The sequence below is a fragment of the Amycolatopsis sp. SID8362 genome (assembly GCF_010550475.1).
GTDB classification, from domain to species: Bacteria; Actinomycetota; Actinomycetes; order Mycobacteriales; family Pseudonocardiaceae; genus Amycolatopsis; species Amycolatopsis eburnea.
Genome location: NZ_JAAGNB010000864.1, coordinates 1 through 16,199 on the forward strand (window position 1 = coordinate 1; position 16,199 = coordinate 16,199).

The 16,199-nt window shown below is 71.3% G+C and carries 15 protein-coding genes; 6 read left to right on the forward strand and 9 right to left on the reverse strand.

What is annotated here, in order from left to right:
• Positions 1-207, reverse strand: a 207-nt coding sequence (locus G3I65_RS26925; protein WP_309235728.1) for an NAD(P)H-binding protein, incomplete at its 3' end; no start/stop codon positions are given.
• 105 nt (positions 208-312) lie between these two features.
• Between G3I65_RS26925 and G3I65_RS26930 the strand changes: the two genes are divergently transcribed.
• Positions 313-1,356 (forward strand): DUF2235 domain-containing protein, encoded by a 1,044-nt coding sequence (locus tag G3I65_RS26930; protein WP_160698593.1) that lies wholly within the window; start codon positions 313-315, stop codon positions 1,354-1,356.
• 2 nt (positions 1,357-1,358) lie between these two features.
• Here G3I65_RS26930 and G3I65_RS26935 read toward each other — a convergent pair whose 3' ends face one another.
• The 4 genes from G3I65_RS26935 to G3I65_RS26950 form a co-directional block, all read right to left on the reverse strand.
• The gene (locus G3I65_RS26935) at positions 1,359-1,958 is read right to left on the reverse strand and encodes a TetR/AcrR family transcriptional regulator (protein WP_160698594.1); all 600 of its coding nucleotides are present in this window, start codon (positions 1,956-1,958) and stop codon (positions 1,359-1,361) included.
• 21 nt (positions 1,959-1,979) lie between these two features.
• Positions 1,980-2,987, reverse strand: coding sequence for a hypothetical protein (locus tag G3I65_RS26940; protein ID WP_160698595.1), 1,008 nt, complete (start codon positions 2,985-2,987; stop codon positions 1,980-1,982).
• A complete protein-coding gene (locus G3I65_RS26945; RefSeq protein WP_160698596.1) occupies positions 2,984-4,423 on the reverse strand; it encodes an NAD(P)/FAD-dependent oxidoreductase in 1,440 nt (479 codons plus the stop codon). Before G3I65_RS26945 ends, G3I65_RS26940 begins: the two co-directional genes overlap by 4 nt.
• Before the next feature lie 676 nt (positions 4,424-5,099).
• Positions 5,100-5,762 (reverse strand): TetR/AcrR family transcriptional regulator, encoded by a 663-nt coding sequence (locus G3I65_RS26950; protein WP_160698597.1) that lies wholly within the window; start codon positions 5,760-5,762, stop codon positions 5,100-5,102.
• 128 nt (positions 5,763-5,890) lie between these two features.
• Here G3I65_RS26950 and G3I65_RS26955 point away from each other — a divergent pair, with 128 nt between their 5' ends.
• From G3I65_RS26955 to G3I65_RS26965, 3 genes are all read left to right on the forward strand, one after another.
• A complete protein-coding gene (locus G3I65_RS26955) occupies positions 5,891-6,799 on the forward strand; it encodes an SDR family NAD(P)-dependent oxidoreductase (protein ID WP_160698598.1) in 909 nt (302 codons plus the stop codon).
• 76 nt (positions 6,800-6,875) lie between these two features.
• On the forward strand, positions 6,876-7,727 hold the full coding sequence (locus G3I65_RS26960) for a helix-turn-helix domain-containing protein (RefSeq protein ID WP_160698599.1): 852 nt from the start codon (positions 6,876-6,878) through the stop codon (positions 7,725-7,727).
• On the forward strand, positions 7,724-8,503 hold the full coding sequence (locus tag G3I65_RS26965) for an SDR family oxidoreductase (RefSeq protein WP_160698600.1): 780 nt from the start codon (positions 7,724-7,726) through the stop codon (positions 8,501-8,503). Before G3I65_RS26960 ends, G3I65_RS26965 begins: the two co-directional genes overlap by 4 nt.
• Here G3I65_RS26965 and G3I65_RS26970 read toward each other — a convergent pair.
• A complete protein-coding gene (locus G3I65_RS26970) occupies positions 8,488-8,934 on the reverse strand; it encodes a MarR family winged helix-turn-helix transcriptional regulator (protein ID WP_160698601.1) in 447 nt (148 codons plus the stop codon). The genes G3I65_RS26965 and G3I65_RS26970 overlap by 16 nt on opposite strands.
• A gap of 64 nt (positions 8,935-8,998) precedes the next feature.
• Here G3I65_RS26970 and G3I65_RS26975 point away from each other — a divergent pair, with 64 nt between their 5' ends.
• The gene (locus tag G3I65_RS26975) at positions 8,999-9,679 is read left to right on the forward strand and encodes an SDR family NAD(P)-dependent oxidoreductase (protein ID WP_160698602.1); all 681 of its coding nucleotides are present in this window, start codon (positions 8,999-9,001) and stop codon (positions 9,677-9,679) included.
• Here the strand turns inward: G3I65_RS26975 and G3I65_RS26980 are convergent.
• Complete coding sequence (locus tag G3I65_RS26980; RefSeq protein ID WP_160698603.1) at positions 9,663-10,556, reverse strand: SAM-dependent methyltransferase; 894 nt, start codon at positions 10,554-10,556, stop codon at positions 9,663-9,665. The two genes, G3I65_RS26975 and G3I65_RS26980, sit on opposite strands and share 17 nt — an antisense overlap.
• Positions 10,557-10,606: 50 nt before the next feature.
• Here G3I65_RS26980 and G3I65_RS26985 point away from each other — a divergent pair, with 50 nt between their 5' ends.
• Positions 10,607-11,146, forward strand: a complete 540-nt coding sequence (locus G3I65_RS26985) for a TetR/AcrR family transcriptional regulator (protein ID WP_166640614.1) — start codon at positions 10,607-10,609, stop codon at positions 11,144-11,146.
• A 1-nt stretch (position 11,147) separates the two neighbouring features.
• Here G3I65_RS26985 and G3I65_RS26990 read toward each other — a convergent pair whose 3' ends face one another.
• Entirely contained in the window at positions 11,148-11,762 is a 615-nt protein-coding gene (locus tag G3I65_RS26990) for a hypothetical protein (RefSeq protein WP_160698605.1), read from the reverse strand.
• Positions 11,759-16,199, reverse strand: a 4,441-nt coding sequence (locus G3I65_RS26995) for a hypothetical protein (protein WP_160698606.1), incomplete at its 5' end; no start/stop codon positions are given. The genes G3I65_RS26995 and G3I65_RS26990, both read right to left, overlap by 4 nt.

Consider the following 16,199-nt stretch of genomic DNA (forward strand, 5'->3'; position numbering starts at 1 on the left):
GACGCTCGCCGGGTCGGCCACGTCGGCGGTGGCTTTGCGCAGCCCGCCGCCGTCGGGCAGCGGGATGCGGGCGGGGTCGCGGGCGACGGCGGTGACGGTGTGGCCGCGCCGGAGGGCTTCGCGGGTGAGCTCGAGGCCGGTCCGGCCGGACGCCGCGAGGACGGTGAGGTTCATGCCTTTCACGCTAGGGACGTGGGTAATTGACATCAAGTGCAACGATTGCAAGGGATGCGTTACCCAGACGCAATCGGGCGGAGTAACGGGCCACCGTCCGGATGCGACTCACGCATGTCCGGCGCCGGGGAGGCAACGATGGCGAAACGACTGGTCGTCTGCTGTGACGGCACCTGGAACTCACTCACCCAGAAGGCGCCGACGAACGTCGTCAAGGTCAAGGACGCCGTCGCCGCGGTGGATCCGGCCGGGACGAAGCAGCTGGTGCACTACCACGAAGGCGTCGGGACCGGGAAGCGGTTGTGGGACCGGCTGGCCGGCGGCGCGTTCGGCTGGGGGCTGTCCGCCAACGTGCGCGACGCCTACCGGTTCGTCGTCGAGCACTACGAGCCCGGGGACGAGCTGTTCTTCTTCGGCTTCAGCCGCGGCGCCTACACCGCGCGCAGCGTCGTCGGCCTGATCCGCAACTGCGGCGTGCTGCTCCCCCGGCACGCGAGCCGCGTCGACGAGGCCTACCGGCTCTACCGCGACCGGGATCCAGCGACCGGGCCGGCGAGCCCCGCGGCGCGGGAGTTCCGGGAGAGCTTCTCGCACCAGGACGTGACCCCGGTCCGGTTCGTCGGCGTCTGGGACACCGTGGGCGCGCTGGGCATCCCGCTCAGCGGCGGCCGCCTGCTCAACCTGCTGAACCGGCGCTGGCAGTTCCACGACACGCAGCTGACCTCGACCGTGCAGTCGGCCTTCCAGGCACTGGCCGTGGACGAGCACCGGAAGGCGTTCCGCCCGGCCGTCTGGCAGCCCTCGCCCGGCGCGGACGGCCAGGAGCGCGAGCAGGTCTGGTTCTGCGGCGCCCACTCCGACGTCGGCGGCGGCTACCCCGAGCAGGGCCTGTCGGGGCTCGCCCTGCACTGGCTGGTGGCCAGGGCCGAGAAGTGCGGGCTGGTCTTCACCCCGGACGGGTTCGACGGCCTGCCGCCCGCGGACGACCTCGGCGTGCTGCACAACTCGCTGAACCGGCTGTACAAGTGGTTCGGCTCGATCGACCGCGAGATCGGCGTGGTGGACCCGCCGTCGGAGTCGCTCGCGTCGTGCGCGCAGCACCGCCACGAGAACATGCGGCCGCCCTACGCGCCCCCGAACCTCGTCGAATACCTCAAGTCGCCGCGCATCACGGAGGTCTGAGGTCAGCCGCCGAGGGCCGGGCCGAGCCAGCGGCGGACCAGCGCGCGCAGCTCGTCGTCCGTGAGCGGCGGGGCCGTCGGGTGCTGCAGGAACGACATGAACAGGCGCATCAGGATCTCGGCGAGACCGCGCAGGTCCTCCTCGGTGGTGACGCCCGCCGCCGCCCAGTCGACCGGGACGTTGCGGAGGATGCGCGTGCCGAAGGAGAACGCGAGCGGCGAAATCACGCCGTCGGTGAAGAAGTCGGCTTCGCCCGCCTGCAGCAGCAGACCGAGGTGCGGCTCGCCGGGCACCGTGCGGACGGCCCAGACCACCGATTCCACCGCGGCTTCGGTCGCGGTGCCGAACGTGGCCAGGTGGCGTTCCATCCGCGCGGCGAACTCCTCGACCCCGGCCAGCCCGACCGCGCGGAGGATGTCCTTCAGGCTCGGGAAGTAGCGGTAGACGGTCTGCCGCGTGACGCCGGCTTCGGCGGCCACATCGGACAGGCTCGTCTTCGCCAGCCCGACGCGGTCGAGGCACGCCGTCGCCGCCTCGACGATGCGGCGGCGTGCCTCGTCTTCCGTGCCGGGCGGGTTGCCCCGCCATCCGTGGTGCCCCATGCCCGTCATCTTCCCCGACGGTCACACCGGCGCGGGCCGGCGGGCCCGGTGCAGCGCGGCCAGCACCAGGCCGGCCGCGGCGAAGCAGGCGAGCGCGTACAGCCCGCTTCCGATCGGGACGTCGTGGGACGGCAGCGAGGCCAGCCAGATGACGGCCAGCACTCCCAGGTAGACGGCGGGGTAGATCCGGGCGAAGGCGGACACGTCCACCGGGGACCGCTGGGTGGCGACGATCCAGCCGCCGCCCAGCCAGACCAGGGCCAGTTCGGCGCCGAGGATCCACGCCTGCGCCGTGAAGTCGCCCTGGAACAGGCTCGCCGGAAGGCCGGCGACCACCATCGCCAACGGCGTGAGCACACCGGCCAGCAGGAACGCGGCCCGGCCGCGCAGGCGCACGGCCAGGTAGGTCATCGCCGCCATCGAAACCGAGGCGAACAGCAGCATGCTGGTCATCGGCACCGTCGCGAGCGCGGGGTGGTTGACGATGGCGTTGCCGGGGTTCCAGGCCCACCACTTCAGCGGCGGCCCGATCTGGTCGAAGACCTCGTAGAACACCTGGCACACGAAGGCGACGGCCACCGAGCCGCGCAGCGCGCCGCGCCGGAAGATCCCGAGCGACCGCACGACTTCGTACGCGAGCTGGCTGAACGCCGGGTAGAACGCCACGATGTAGAGCGGCAGCCGGTCCCCCATGAACTGCACGGTGAACCGGTTGTGGGCGAAGATGAAGCCGTACAGCCGGTCGAGGCCGAACCACTCCGGGAAGTACAGCGGTGGTTCGGTGACGAAGAGGTAGACCAGGGAAGCGCCCCACAGCGCCAGGTTGACCGGATCACCCGCGCGGTACCGGCGAAGGGCGTGCACCAGCGCGAAAACGGCACCGGCGACGACGAGCGCTTCGAGCACCGGCATCGTCCAGTCCGCCAGGTCCCACGGGAAGCGGACCGACACCACCGGGGAGACGTCGTGGCAGTCGAACCCGAGCCCGCGGGTGACGGCCTCGGCGTCCGGCCCGCACGCCGGGCTCATCGCGTGGCCACCGTCGAATAGTCCGTGGCAGGCGGTTCGGCGCGGGGATCGAACCCGAACGGGACCCGGTGCCGCCCCAGCGCCGCGCGGACGCGGTAGCGCACGAGCCCGGCGAGCACCCGCGGGTTGCCCAGCATGTCCCCCAGCGACTCGTCGAGGTTGAACACCTTGGCGAAGTGCTCGTCGACGACATCGTCTTCCCGGGCGGCGCCGACGATCAGGCTGAACGCCGGCGCGGACACCGCCGCGAGCACCCGGCGTTTCCACTCGGGCGGCTTTTCCGTGCCCTCGGCGCATTCGTAGCCCTGGTCCCGCGCCATCGCGAGCCGCCACGGCACCTGGAGCGCCTTGCGCTGCGCGGCGAGGAAGCGCTTGCTGAAGCCGTCGTCGAGGCGGCCGGCGCGGGAAAGGTGTTCGCGCAGGAGCAGCGCCGAGCCCGCCGCGGAGCTGATCCCCTGCGCGTAGAAGGGGTTGAAGGCGCAGATCGCGTCCCCGACGAACGCCAGGCCGCGCGGCGGCGTGCGCAGGCGGTCGTAGCGGCGCCACTTGTTGCCGGTCGAGCGGGTGAGGTGCACTTCGGACGTCGGCTCGCACCGCTCCATCGCGGCCGCGAACAACGGCGTCCGCACCCGGCGGGCCACTTCGGCGAACGCGTCGGTGGTGCGCGGCATTTCGAGTCCCCACGAGCCCATGCAGGCGATGACCCGGTTGCCTTCCACGGGGAAGAAGTTGACCAGGAAGTCGTGCTCGGCGGGGTGCTCGCCCTTGTCCGGGGTCGGCATGATCACCAGGTGCCGCCACCACCAGGACGCCGGGCGCTCGGCGGGCAGGTCGTACCAGCGCGAGGTGTAGGTGACCTTGGCGTCGAGCGTCCGCGTCTCCGGTTCGGGCCACCCGGCCGCCGCCAGCCAGCCGGCGACGGCTGAGCCGCGGCCCATGGCGTCGACGACGAAGTCCGCGTCGAGGTGCTCACCACCGGCCTCGACCCCGGCGACCGCCCCGCCGTCGAAGGTCAGGCCACCGGCGGTGACCCCTTCGCGGATGACGACGTTCGACAGCTCCCGCACCTTGTCGCGCAGCACCCGCTCGATGAGGATCCGCGAGCCGTAGATCATCGTCATCGCACTGCGCTTGCGCGCCGACCAGCCCTCGCCGTCGAGGTAGGCCGCGTCCATGGACGGCATCAGGTGCAGCCCGCCCGCCGCGATCAGGTCGTCCTCGAACCCGGGGAACAGCGCGCCGATCGCCCGCCGCCCCGAGTTCAGCAGGAAGTGCGGGTGCTTGCTCTGCGGCACCCCGCGCCGGTGTTCGGCACCGGCCGGCAGCCGGTCGCGTTCCAGCACGAGCACCCGCTCGAAGAAGGGCGCGAGGGCACCGGCGGTGCAGAGACCGGCGGCGCTGCCGCCCAGGACGACGGCGGTCTGGCCGAGCCGCATGCGGATCAACTCCCGTCATTCATACAAAGTGACAACAAATGTATGAATGAGTGAGCAACCGTGTCAAGACGGCCGTAGCCGAGACTCCGGGTCCGGAGGTCATGAACGACCCTTTCACCACGTCCGACGACAGAGTCCGGCAAACTCGCGCCGGCGCGGCCGGTCCGGCGGTCCGCGATGACATGAAAGAGTCATTCACCTCACCAGACGACATGAATGACCCATTCACGACATCCCCGCGACGCCGCGCAGACCACGCGGCCGGCCCGCGGCCGGTCACCCGCTCGCCGGCGCGACTTTGCCGGGGCCCTGGCCCGGGACGTAGTGAACGGCCCTTTCACCTCGTCCGACGACAGGGCTCCGGCAAAGTCACCGCCCAGGTGGGCACGGCGAGCACGAGAACGGCCAACACGCCGACAGGGGCGCATCGTGTGCCATGGTGGCCACTCCAGGCGCCATGTTGGCCGTTCCGGACGGCGTGTTGGCCACTCCGGGCAGAGCGTGACGAACGCTCGAACCGACTTTGCCGGAGCCCTGTCGTCCGATGACGTGAATGACTCATTCATGTCGTCGCGGGCCGAGCTGACTTTGCCGGACCCCTGACGTTTGGCGAGATGAAAGGGTCGTTCATGACGTTGCCGATCGGCACTGTCGGCGTGCCCGGCGGCCGTAGCCGTCAGCGGGCCATGGCTCCCGAGATCAGCGTCGCCAACCCGTGCTGCAGCGCCGGCGCCAGCTCCAAGTGCAACGCCCGCAGCGCCGGGTCCGCCTCGTACGCCGCCAGTGCGCTCGGCGACGGGCGGCAGTGCGTCCACAGCCCGCCGGTCAGGATCATCGCCGTCAGGCAGACCGACGCCGCCTCCTCGCCCACCTCGGGGACGTAGCTCCGCAGCAGGTCGGCCATCGACTCCAGCCCCGCCAGGGCCGACTGCTTGAACCGCACCACGACATCGACCGACACGTTGTGCTCCAGGACACCCGCCTGCGCGCCGATCAGGTCGCACAGCACCGTGCGGCGGGCCAGGGACTGCGCGACCACGGCCGCGAACGCGTCGCCGCGAAGACGCGCGGGCGCGTCCCGGTCGACGCCGGCGGCCAGTTCGTCCGCCACCTCGGCCAGCCAGTCCCGCAGCGCGACCTGGAGCAGTTCGAGCAGGACGGCTTCGCGGGATTCGAAGTAGCGCAGCACGTTCGACTTCGCCAGGCCGACCCGACGGCTGAGCTCGTTGAGGCTCACGTCGGCCACCGGCATCTCGTCGAGCATGGCCAGCGCCGTGTCGAGGATCGTGCGCCGCCGCGCCTCTCGCTGCTCCGCGCTGCGCGCCCGCTGGAAGGTCATGAGATCAGCCTAACGCTCCTCGCGCGAAGTTAAAGACCGACAGTCTCTTGACAACAGACCGACGGTTCCTTAGCGTCGGAGACATAACAGACCGCCGGTCCGCAAGGGCCGCCACCGGAGGGACCGTCATGAGCAGGAACTGGACCGAGCGCGACATCCCGAGCCAGCAGGGCCGCGTCGCCGTGATCACCGGCGCCAACACCGGGCTCGGCTTCGACACCGCCAAGGCGCTCGCCGAGCGCGGCGCGACCCTGGTGCTGGCCGTGCGCGACGTCGAGAAGGGCAAGAAGGCGGCCGCCAAGCTGGGTGCGAACGCCGACGTCACCGTGCAGGAGCTGGACCTCGCCTCCCTGGACTCCGTGCGCGCCGCCGCCGCGGACCTGCGCGGCACGCTGCCGAAGATCGACCTGCTGATCAACAACGCCGGCGTCATGTACCCGCCGCGGCAGACCACCCGCGAGGGCTTCGAGCTGCAGTTCGGCACCAACCACCTCGGGCACTTCGCGTTCACCGGGCTGCTGCTCGACCTGCTGCTGCCGGTCGAGGGGTCCCGCGTGGTGACGGTCGCCAGCATCGCCCACCGCATCCGCGCCGCGATCCACTTCGACGACCTGCAGTGGGAGAACTCCTACGACCGCGTCGCCGCCTACGGGCAGGCCAAGCTCGCCAACCTGATGTTCAGCTACGAGCTGCAGCGCCGGCTGGCGCCGCGCGGCACCACCGCCGCCGTCGCCGCGCACCCCGGCGTGGCGCGCACCGAGCTGATGCGCAACTCCCCCGCGATCGTCCGCGCGCTGTTCCCGGCCGTCGCGCCGCTGTTCACCCAGAGCTCGGAGCGGGGCGCGCTCCCGATCCTGCGCGCCGCGACCGACCCCGCCGCCCTCGGCGGCCAGTACTACGGCCCCGACGGCCTCGGCGGCTACCGCGGGCGCCCGCAGGTCGTCGCCTCGAGCCCGCAGTCCTACGACGTCGCGGTGCAGCGTCGCCTGTGGACGGTGTCGGAAGAGCTCACCGGCGTCAAGTTCCCGGTCGGCTGATCCGTCCACATCGGACGGATGTTCCTGGGGGTGACAGGACCAGGCACGGGCGCCGCGCGCGGATTACCGTGAAGTGGTGACCGACGAACCGAACCTCCTGGGCGATCACCTCCGCGCCCGCCGGGAGCTGCTTTCGCCCGAGCGGGCGGGCATCCCGGCCGGCGGCGTGCGGCGGGTGCCGGGGCTGCGCCGGGAAGAGGTCGCGCAGCTGGCCGGCATCAGCGCCGACTACTACCTGCGCCTGGAGCAGGGCCGCGACCGCAACCCGTCGCGGCAGGTCCTCGAAGCGATCGCCCGCGTGCTGCAGCTCGACGACGACACCACGGCGTACCTGATCGGCCTCACCGAGCAGCGGCCACCGAAACGACGGCGGCGCCGCAAGGAGACCGTCCCACCCGGCGTGGTCAAGTTCCTCGCGGCGGTCGGGCTGCCCGCGTTCGTCGAGGGCCGCTACCTCGACGTGCTGGCGGCCAACCCGCTCGCCGAGGCGATCTCGCCGCGGCTCGTCGCCGGCGCCAACCGGCTGCGGGACGTCTTCCTCGACCCGGCCGAGCAGGCCCTCTTCCCCGACTGGCACCTCGCCACCCAGAGCCTGGTGGCGGGGTTCCGCCAGTCGGTCGGGACGGAGACCGGCGACCCGCGGTTCATCGAGCTCGTCGGGGAGCTTTCCCTGGCCAGTCCCCGGTTCCGGGAGCTGTGGGCCCGCCACGACGTCGCGAACCGGCGGGGCGCGACCGTGCGCTTCGCCCACCCGCAGGTCGGCGAACTGGTGCTGAACCGGGAAAAGCTGCTGCTCAGCGACGCCCCGGGGCTCGTGCTCGCGGTCTACCACCCCGATCCCGGCACCGACGCCGCGGACAAGCTGGCGCTGCTCGGTTCCGCCGCGCTCGCGCCCGCCCCACCCCTCCGGAAGGACGTTCGATCATGAGCAAGCTCGCCCTCGTCACCGGCGCGACGTCGGGCATCGGCCGGGCGTTCGCCGAGCGCCTGGCCGCCGACGGCCACGACCTGGTGCTCGTCGGACGGCGCCAGGAGCGGCTCGACGAGTTCGCCGCCGCCCACACCGGGGTCAAGGTCCGCACCGTGGCGGCCGACCTGGCCACCGACGACGGCATCGACGCGGTCGCGGAAATCGCCGGCACCGAGCCGCTCGACCTGCTGGTGAACAACGCCGGTGTCGCGCACTACATGCCGTTCGCAGAGCTTCCCGCGGCCAAGGCCCGCGAACTGGTCAAGGTCAAGGTCCTCGCCCCCACGCTGCTCGCGCGCGCGGCCGTGGCGGGCATGGTGGAACGCGGGCGCGGCGCGATCGTGAACGTGGCGGGGATGATCGCCTTCAGCGGGCCAGCCCCGCAGGCACAGCTGCCGCGGCGGACCGTCTACGCCGGGACCCTCGCCCACCTGGTCACGATGTCGCAGACGCTGAGCGCCGAGCTGGACGGCACCGGCGTCCGCGTGCAGGTGGTGTGCCCGGGGGTGGTCGCGACCGAGTTCCACTCCCGCCAAGGCCTGGACCTGAGCGCGGTGCCGCGGATGAGCGCCGACGACGTCGTCTCGGCGTCCCTGCGCGGGCTGGAGCTCGACGAGGTCGTGTGCGCGCCGGGGGTGGAGGACGGCGGGCTGCTGGAGTCGGTCTTCGGGGCGGAGCTGGCGGCGTTCGGCGGCCAGCGCCCCGAACTCGCGAGCCGCTACCGGTCCGCCTGATCCCCGGAAGCCTTCAGCAGCAACCGGTGCAGGGTGTCCTGTTCGCGCGGGGTCAGCCGGGCGAGCAGCTCACCGGTCACCGCGCCCGAGATCTCCTCGGTCTTCGCCACCACCGCGCGGCCGTCGCCGGTCAACGTCAGCACGTGCCGGCGGCGGTCCTCGGTGTCCCGTTCGCGCACGACCCAGCCCGCCGCTTCCAGGCGGTCGAGCACCTTCACCAGGTCGCTGCGGTCGAGGCCGAGCCGGTCGGCGACGGACTGCTGGGACAGCGGCCCGTACTCGCCGACGCAGACCAGGACGTAGAACTCGCGCAACGACGTGCCCACCGCCACCAGCTCTTCGTCGATGCGCGCGACGCCGGCGCGGTGGAGGCGGCCCATCAGGTAGGTCGGCCAGCGCAGCAGGGCCCGCGGGCGGTCGGCGGAGGACATGGCCGTGATCCTAGGTCAAGAAAGCGGGTTGGCACAATTGTAGGAGTTCCCTACAGTAGGAGTCATGAACGAATCCAAAGTCGCCCTCGTCACCGGCGCGAGCCGGGCGCGCGGGCTCGGCTTCGCCGTGGCCCGTGAACTCGCCACCCGCGGCTACCACGCCGTCCTCGCCGGGCGGAACCTCGAGCAGACCCGGGAGCTGGCCGATCAGCTCGTCGCCGAAGGGCTCTCCGCCGACGCCGTGCGCCTCGACCTCACGAACCCGGCGGATGTCGAGGCCTGCGCCGAGCACCTCCGCGCCACGGCCGGGCGCCTCGACGCGCTGGTCAACAACGCGGCGAACATGCCCGACTTCACCGTGACCTCCCTGCTGGACGCGGACATCGCCGCGGCCCGCGCTTCCTACGACGTCGTCGTGCTCGGCACCTGGGCACTCACGCAGGCCTGCCTGCCGCTGCTGCGGGCCGCGCCCGCCGCCCGGATCGTCAACGTCTCCAGCGGCGCCGCCGCGCAGATCGGCGCCGACGTCGACGCCGTCCGGGCGCCCGGGTACGCGCTGGCCAAGTACGCCCTCGAAGGCCTGACCACGGCACTGGCCGCCGAACTGCGCGGTGCCGGGATCCACGTCGAAGCGGTCGATCCCGGCTCGGTGGCCACCCACCCCGAACGCGGCGACGACGCCGACGACCGCTCCCCCGCGGAAGCCGCGCTCGACATCGCCGCGGCCGCTACCGGATCCCGGTGACGTAGCGGACGCCGCCCATCCGCAGCCCGTCGTCGGCCAGCGGCGGAAGTCCGTAGGCGGCGAAGAGGTCCCGGACGCTGCTGCCGGTCACCGTCCAGCCGAGCCCGGCCAGGTAGGGGGCGGCTTCGTTGCGCGGCCCGAAGTACCGCAGCCCCGCGTGGTCCAGCTCGAAGCCGTGCTCGCGCCAGCGCGCGGAGATGCGGTCCAAGCTCGCTTTCGTCCGCTCCTCCTCGCCCGGCCGCGGGTTCGGCCGGCTCTCGGTCGCCAGCCGGCTCCCCGGCGCGCTGAGGCCGGTGATGGTGTCCAGCAAGCGGTCCTGCGCCTCCGGCGGCAGGTAGCCCAGCAGACCTTCGGCGCTCCACGCGGTCGGCAGGCCCGGGTCGAACCCGGCGGCGCGCAGCGCGCCGGCCCAGTCGTCGCGCAGGTCCACCGCGGCCACCCGCCGCTCGGCCGTGGGCACCGCGCCGAACCCGGCCATGGCCCGGGTCTTGAACTCCGCGACCCGCGGCCGGTCGACCTCGTACACCACGGTCCCGGCCGGCCAGTGCAGCCGGTAGGCGCGGGAATCCAGGCCCGAAGCCAGGATGACGACCTGCGTGACACCCGCGTCCGCCGCGTCGAGGAAGAAGCCGTCGTAGAACCTGGTCCGCACCTTGGCCCCGTCGATCGCGCCCCGCCCGACCAGCTCACCGGGAGCCGTCTCGCCGGTCGCCAGCCGGGTGAGGAGATCGACGCCGACGGCCCGCACGAGCGGCGCGGCGAACGGGTCGTCGATGCCGTTCTCCCGGCTCGCCACCGCCCGGGCCACGGCGGCGAGGGTGGCGGTCGCCCCCACACCGGATGTCTCGTCCCAGCTGTCGCCGTCGTGCCTGCTCATGTCCCGCCACGCTAACGAACCGCCGTCCGCGTTCACCTAAAGTGAGAGCGATGACCGCCCGCTTGCCTCGCACCGACGCCGGCGACAACCGCGCCCGCATCCTCACCGCGGCCCGCACGGCGATCGGCGCGGCCGGACCGGACGTCCCGATCCGCGAAATAGCCCGCCGCGCCGAAGTCGGCCCCGCGACGGTGTACCGCCACTTCCCGACGAAGCGGACGCTGGTCACCGAGGCGTTCACGGACCAGTCGCGCGTTTGGCAGTCCACGTTGACTCAAGGGCTCGCCGATCCTGACGCCTGGCGTGGGTTTTGCTTCGTCGTAGAGAAGCTGTGCGCGCTGCAAGTGCGTGACCACGGCTTCATCGAGGTGGTGAAGTCGGCGTACCCGCAGGCGCTGGACTTCGGGGCCATGAGAGCTTCGTCCCTGACCGCGGCGGCGGAACTCATCCGCCGCGCCAAGGCCACGGGTCACCTGCGGCCGGACGTCACCGTGAACGACCTGGTCCTCATGCTCACGGCGGGCAGCGGCATCCCGGCCGCGGCGGCCCGGCGGTTCGCCGTGCACGTGATCCACGCGTTCCAGGCCTGACTCAGACCTGCCGTCGCAGGTCCTCGATCTCCACGAGTCGTTCCTGGGCGATCGCGATGTCTTCCTCGTCCACCGTGCCGCCGCCGCTCTGGCCCGCCGTGGCGCGTTCCTCCGCCTCGACCCAGGCCAGGTGGGCGGTGTGGTGCTCGTACAGGGCCGCCAGCAGGGAGTCCCCGGCACGCGTGATCTCGCTGTCCGGCGTGGCGTAGCGCTCGATGGCGAAGACCGTCGACCGGCCCGCCGCCAGCTCACTGAGGCGGTAGCACAGGAACTTGCCACCGAAGGCGGCGTAGGCCTTGAGGCACAACACGAGCGGCACGAGGTCCGGATCGCGGGTGAAGACGTCCCGCTCGGTCTTGCTCATCGGGTTGGCCGCCGGTGGCGGTCCGCCGCGGTCGAGCGGCACCGCCAGCTTCGCCGGTTGATTGGTGAAGAGGAACAGCAGCGACGGGTCGGCCTCGTGCAGCACGAAGAACTCGGCGGGGAACTCGACGCCGAAGCACTCGCGCAGGACCTCGCGCGGGCCGAGCCCGGTCTCGTACAGGGCCCGCGCCAGCCGGGCCATCGAGGGGTAGTCGTCGCGCGACGCCTCCGCGCGCAGTTCCTCGAGACTCATCGTGCCCCGCCTTCGCGGCTACGTCGTTCGCGGTCGATCGTCTTCAGCAGACTGCTCAGCGGTTTCCAGACGGTCTTGAGCTCCGCGGCCGTCATGGCGTCGATGATCGCCTGGGTCAACTCGTCCGCCTTGGTGAGGGCCGCCTGTGCCTCTTCCCGGCCGCGTGCCGGCAGCAGGTCCACCAGGGTAGCGACGCCGTCGCGGAGCTTGTTCAGCTGGGCCTTGATCTCGGGGCTGTTCCCGGTCAGCTTGGGCTTGTCCGCCATCAGCAGCGCGGCTTCCTCGACGTGGACGAAGACGAGTTCTTCGAGCCTGGCCTGGAAATCGCTCCGCGCACTCCGGGACAACGCACTCAGTTCCGGTGTGGCCAAGGTGAACTCCCGGGCGAGGTTCACGGCGCTGGTCATCGTCTGGGACTGCATCATCATCGCGTAGGCCCGGTGTGCGCGGCGGATGGTGTCGGACTCGACGACCTTGCCGTCCTCCACGAGGAGCTGCTTCTGCCTGGCCGAGGCGCGGACGTGGGCCGGGGTCGACTCGAGGCGGCGTCTGACGTCGCCGGGCTCCGGGCTCGTCACCGTGCTCACCTCCGGCACGAAGACGATCTTGAACTCGACGCCGAAGATCTCCATCAGCCGGTTGCGCAGGAAGCGGCCCTCCGCCGCGCCGACGCCGTAGATCTCGCCCTGGGCCGCGAGCAACGCCTTGGCCCTGGTGTCCTGGAAGATGCCGCGGAGCCGGCCCTGGCGGTTCTCGAACGCCTTGATCAGCATGTTGGGCTCGGTCGGGTAGAGCATCTGCGGGTACTTCTCGTTGATCGCGACCCGGACCGCCCGGTCGATCTCGTTGAACTGGACGGTCAGCTGTTCCCGGCGCTTGGAGCCGCGCTTCGTCCACTTGTACCCGGCGAAGTGGTAGCCGCCGACGACGAGCAGCGGGTCCTGCTCCATTTCGTCGAGCACCTTCTGGTACGCGGCGAGCACACCCATCGCGTTCTTGGCCGCGGCACCGGTGTCGGCGTCCTGGCCCACGACGTACACGACGTCGTTCATGTCCTTGAGCACGCTGACCGCGGTGCTGACGTAGGGGGAGCCGAGCACCTCCTGGCGGAACAGGCCGTACGGCAACGCCTTCTTGTCCCGCAGGCCCTTCTCCTGCTGCTCGGCGTGCTTGCGCACCTTGGGGTCGGACAGCTCGTTGTACGCCGCGCGGACGTCGGAGAACGGGACGGCGTGGTCCGTACCGCGCTTGACCCACCGCGGCGTCCAGACGAAGCCGAACACGGCCAGGAGGAGTTCCGGCGTCTTGTGGACGTCGTCGACGGCCTTGGAGATCTCGTTCTTCCCCTTGGCGGGATCGAGGTGTTCGAGCCCGTTGACCCCGATGACGACGGCGGTCCGCGCGGCCGCGATGTCCCTGGTGCCGCCCTCCCAGCCGGTGGTGAGGTACCGGATGGCCAGGTCCGGGTTGTCCTTCACACCGGCCGGGATGGTCGCGATGGTGACGACGAAGCCGGTCCGCTTGTCGAGCCCCTCCATCGGGATCCGGTGCGGGCTGAGCTGGTCGACCACGCCTTCGCGCCGGCTGATGGTGAACCCGCCCTTGGCCCTGCCGACCTCGTAGGGGAACAGTTCCTCCGGCCGCGTCTCCGCCTCCGGGTTGATGGCGAGCCGGATCGCGTAGGAGTCCTTCCCGATCTTCTTCAGCCGGATCGACGTGAGCTTGTGCCGCCGTTTGATGGCGGGCAGCTTGCGCTGGATGCTTTCCGGTGTCGCGTCCGGGTCCTTGAGCAGGCGGGTGGCCTCCCGCAGCGCGGCGTCCAGGGAGCGCTTCTTCTTGTCGGCCCGCTTGTCGCGGCGGTCCTTGCGACGGTCCGGGCGTCGCTTCCCCGGCCGGCGCCGGTCGGGGCGGCGGCGCTTGCGCGTGCGGTCCCGGACCGGCCGTCGCGGCCGCTTCGGGCGTGCCGGTGGGCGCTTCTTCTTCGGCTTCGGCTTGAGCTTGGCCCACAGTTTCTTGACCAGGCCGGAGATCTTGTCGATGACCCAGTCGATGGCGCGGTTCACCGGGCGGGCGAGCTGCTGGAAGATGTTCTTGACCTTGGCGGCGATGCCGCCGATGCCCAGCAGGGCCGCCAGCGCGCCGATCAGGACGGGGATCGCCCGGGCCAGCGCGTTCTCCACCAACGCGGGAACGCCGCCGGTGCCGCCCTTCGCGATGGCGATCACCGCGTCGAGGACCGCGTTGACGAACTCGATGATCCGGCGGGCGTTGGTGACGACGAAGCGGATGATGTCGATGATCATCTTGCAGGCGCGGATGAACGCCGACGCCGGCGTGAACAGCGACGCGATCCAGGTGATCCCGGCGATGACGATCGTCGGCAGCAGGTAGCTCACCAGCTTGCCGATCAGGTCCTTCTTGAGGTCGCCGACGCGGGTCTTCAGGTCGTCCCACATGCCGGCCACGCCCCGGCGTTTGACCTCCGAGACCAGGGGGATCGCCGTTTCGGCCGCGGTGATGGCCCGCTCGGGGACCTTGCGGGCCAGGCGCGAGCGGATGTTCGGCCACGACAGCCCGAGCAGCGTGGCGATCAGCATCAGGATGCCGGCGATGTCGAACGTGGCCGGCAGCGTGAGCCCGGCCGACGCGCCGATGCCCGTGCCCAGCAGCCACGCCAGCACGCCCTGCTCCAGGTGCCGGCCCGCGTTCTTCATGAACAGTTTCAGCCCGCCGCCGACGCCGGTGACGAGGTTGCCGAGGAAGCCGATCGGGTTCTTGAGGATGTAGCCGACGGCGGACGCCGCCTTGGCCAGCACGCCGAGCAGCAGCTTGCCCAGCTCGATGATGGCCTTGATGGCGCCGCCGATCGCCGCCACCGCCTTGGCCACCAGGCCCTTGTTCTTCTCCTTCTCCGCGGCGATCTCGTCGTCGACCGACTTGACCGCGTCGGTGTACCTGGTGGCCAGGCTCTCGACCAGGTCACTGCCCTTCTCGTTGACGGTGTCCGCCAGCTCGTCGAACTTGGCGTCGAAGTCGGCGGCCGCCGACCGGCCGATGGCCTTGAGCTCGGCCGGCAGCTTGTCCACCGCGTCCTTGATGTCCTTGCGGCCGGCCGCGATGCGCTCCTTCGCGCGTTTCAGCTCGCCGTCGACCGTGTCGGCGATCTCGGTGATGATCCGGTCCATCGCCGCCAGGTAGTTGTCCCTGGCGTGCTCGTAGATCCGGTTGGCCTCCTCCGGCAGGCCGGCGAACTTGTCCTTGACCCACTTCGTCCAGCCCCACCAGCCGCCGTAGCGCTCGTCCTTGTAGCGGCGCATCCCGTCTTCGTGCTCTTGGGTGAACCGGTCGCGGGCGACCTTCTCCTTGGCGGTGAACTCGTCGTCGACCTTCTTGTCCAGGTCGGTCAGGATCTTTTCGACGTCGGTCTTCGTCTGGTCGAAGAGCTTCTGGAGCAGGCCGGTGACTTCCTTCTGCTTGTCCTCGTCGCTCTTCTTCGCGCCGCCCTTGCCGGTGCCCACCTGCTTGCCGGTCGTCACCCGGGTGGCGTGGATGCCGGCCATCGCGGCCGCGCCCTGTGCCGCCGCGGTCGCCTTGACCTGCTTGAGCTCACCGGACTCCGCGGCACGCAGCTTCTTCGGCGCCGCCTCGGAGTGGGCGTCCATCGTCTTCTTCTCTTTGACCGCCTTGTCGAACTGCGGCTCGTGCGAGTTGCCGGCGTCGAGCTGCTGCTCGGTGACGTTCGCCTGGGCCATGTCCTGCTTGACCTGCTCCGGCCCGGCCGACATGTCCGTCGCCGACGGCGGCAGCCGGTCGGGCGCGGCCCGGTCAGGGTCGGGCGTGGCCGGTTTGCCCGGCACCTTGTCCGGAGCCATCGGCACGACCTGCTTGCCGTCCGGCGCCGGCTGCGGGGGCGCGGCGGTGGTGTCGGCGATCTCCTTGGCCGAGGCGTCCTTGCCCTCGCCGACCTTGCCCTGGACCTCGTTCTTGACCTCCTCGGCCTTGCCCGAGCCGCTGAACTTGTCGGCCTCGTCGAGGTTCTTCGGCGCTCGGTCGGCCACGGCCTTCTTGACCGCGGCGACGAACTCCTGCTTGTTGAACTCCTTGGGCTGCGCGGCGTCCATGTCCTCGGCGTGGGCCGCCTTGCCCCGCGCCTCGCGGTCGTCGGCCGGGGGCTCCGCGGCGGCCTGAGCCGAGCCGGCTTCCGCGGTCGCCGGCGGGTGGCTCGAGCCGATGGCCTTCTTCTTGGCGGTGACGTCCTTCTTGAGCGCCTGGAACTTCGGGTCCGCGCCGGGCGAGCGGGGGCCGGCCGCCTTTTCCTTCTTGGCGGCTTTGTCCGCCGCGGGCTTGTCCGGTGCGGCCTGCTCCTTCTTGTCCTTGCCGGGCGGGGCAGGGGCGGCGGCCTTGGGTCCGGCCGGTGGCGCAGGGGGCTGCTTCGGG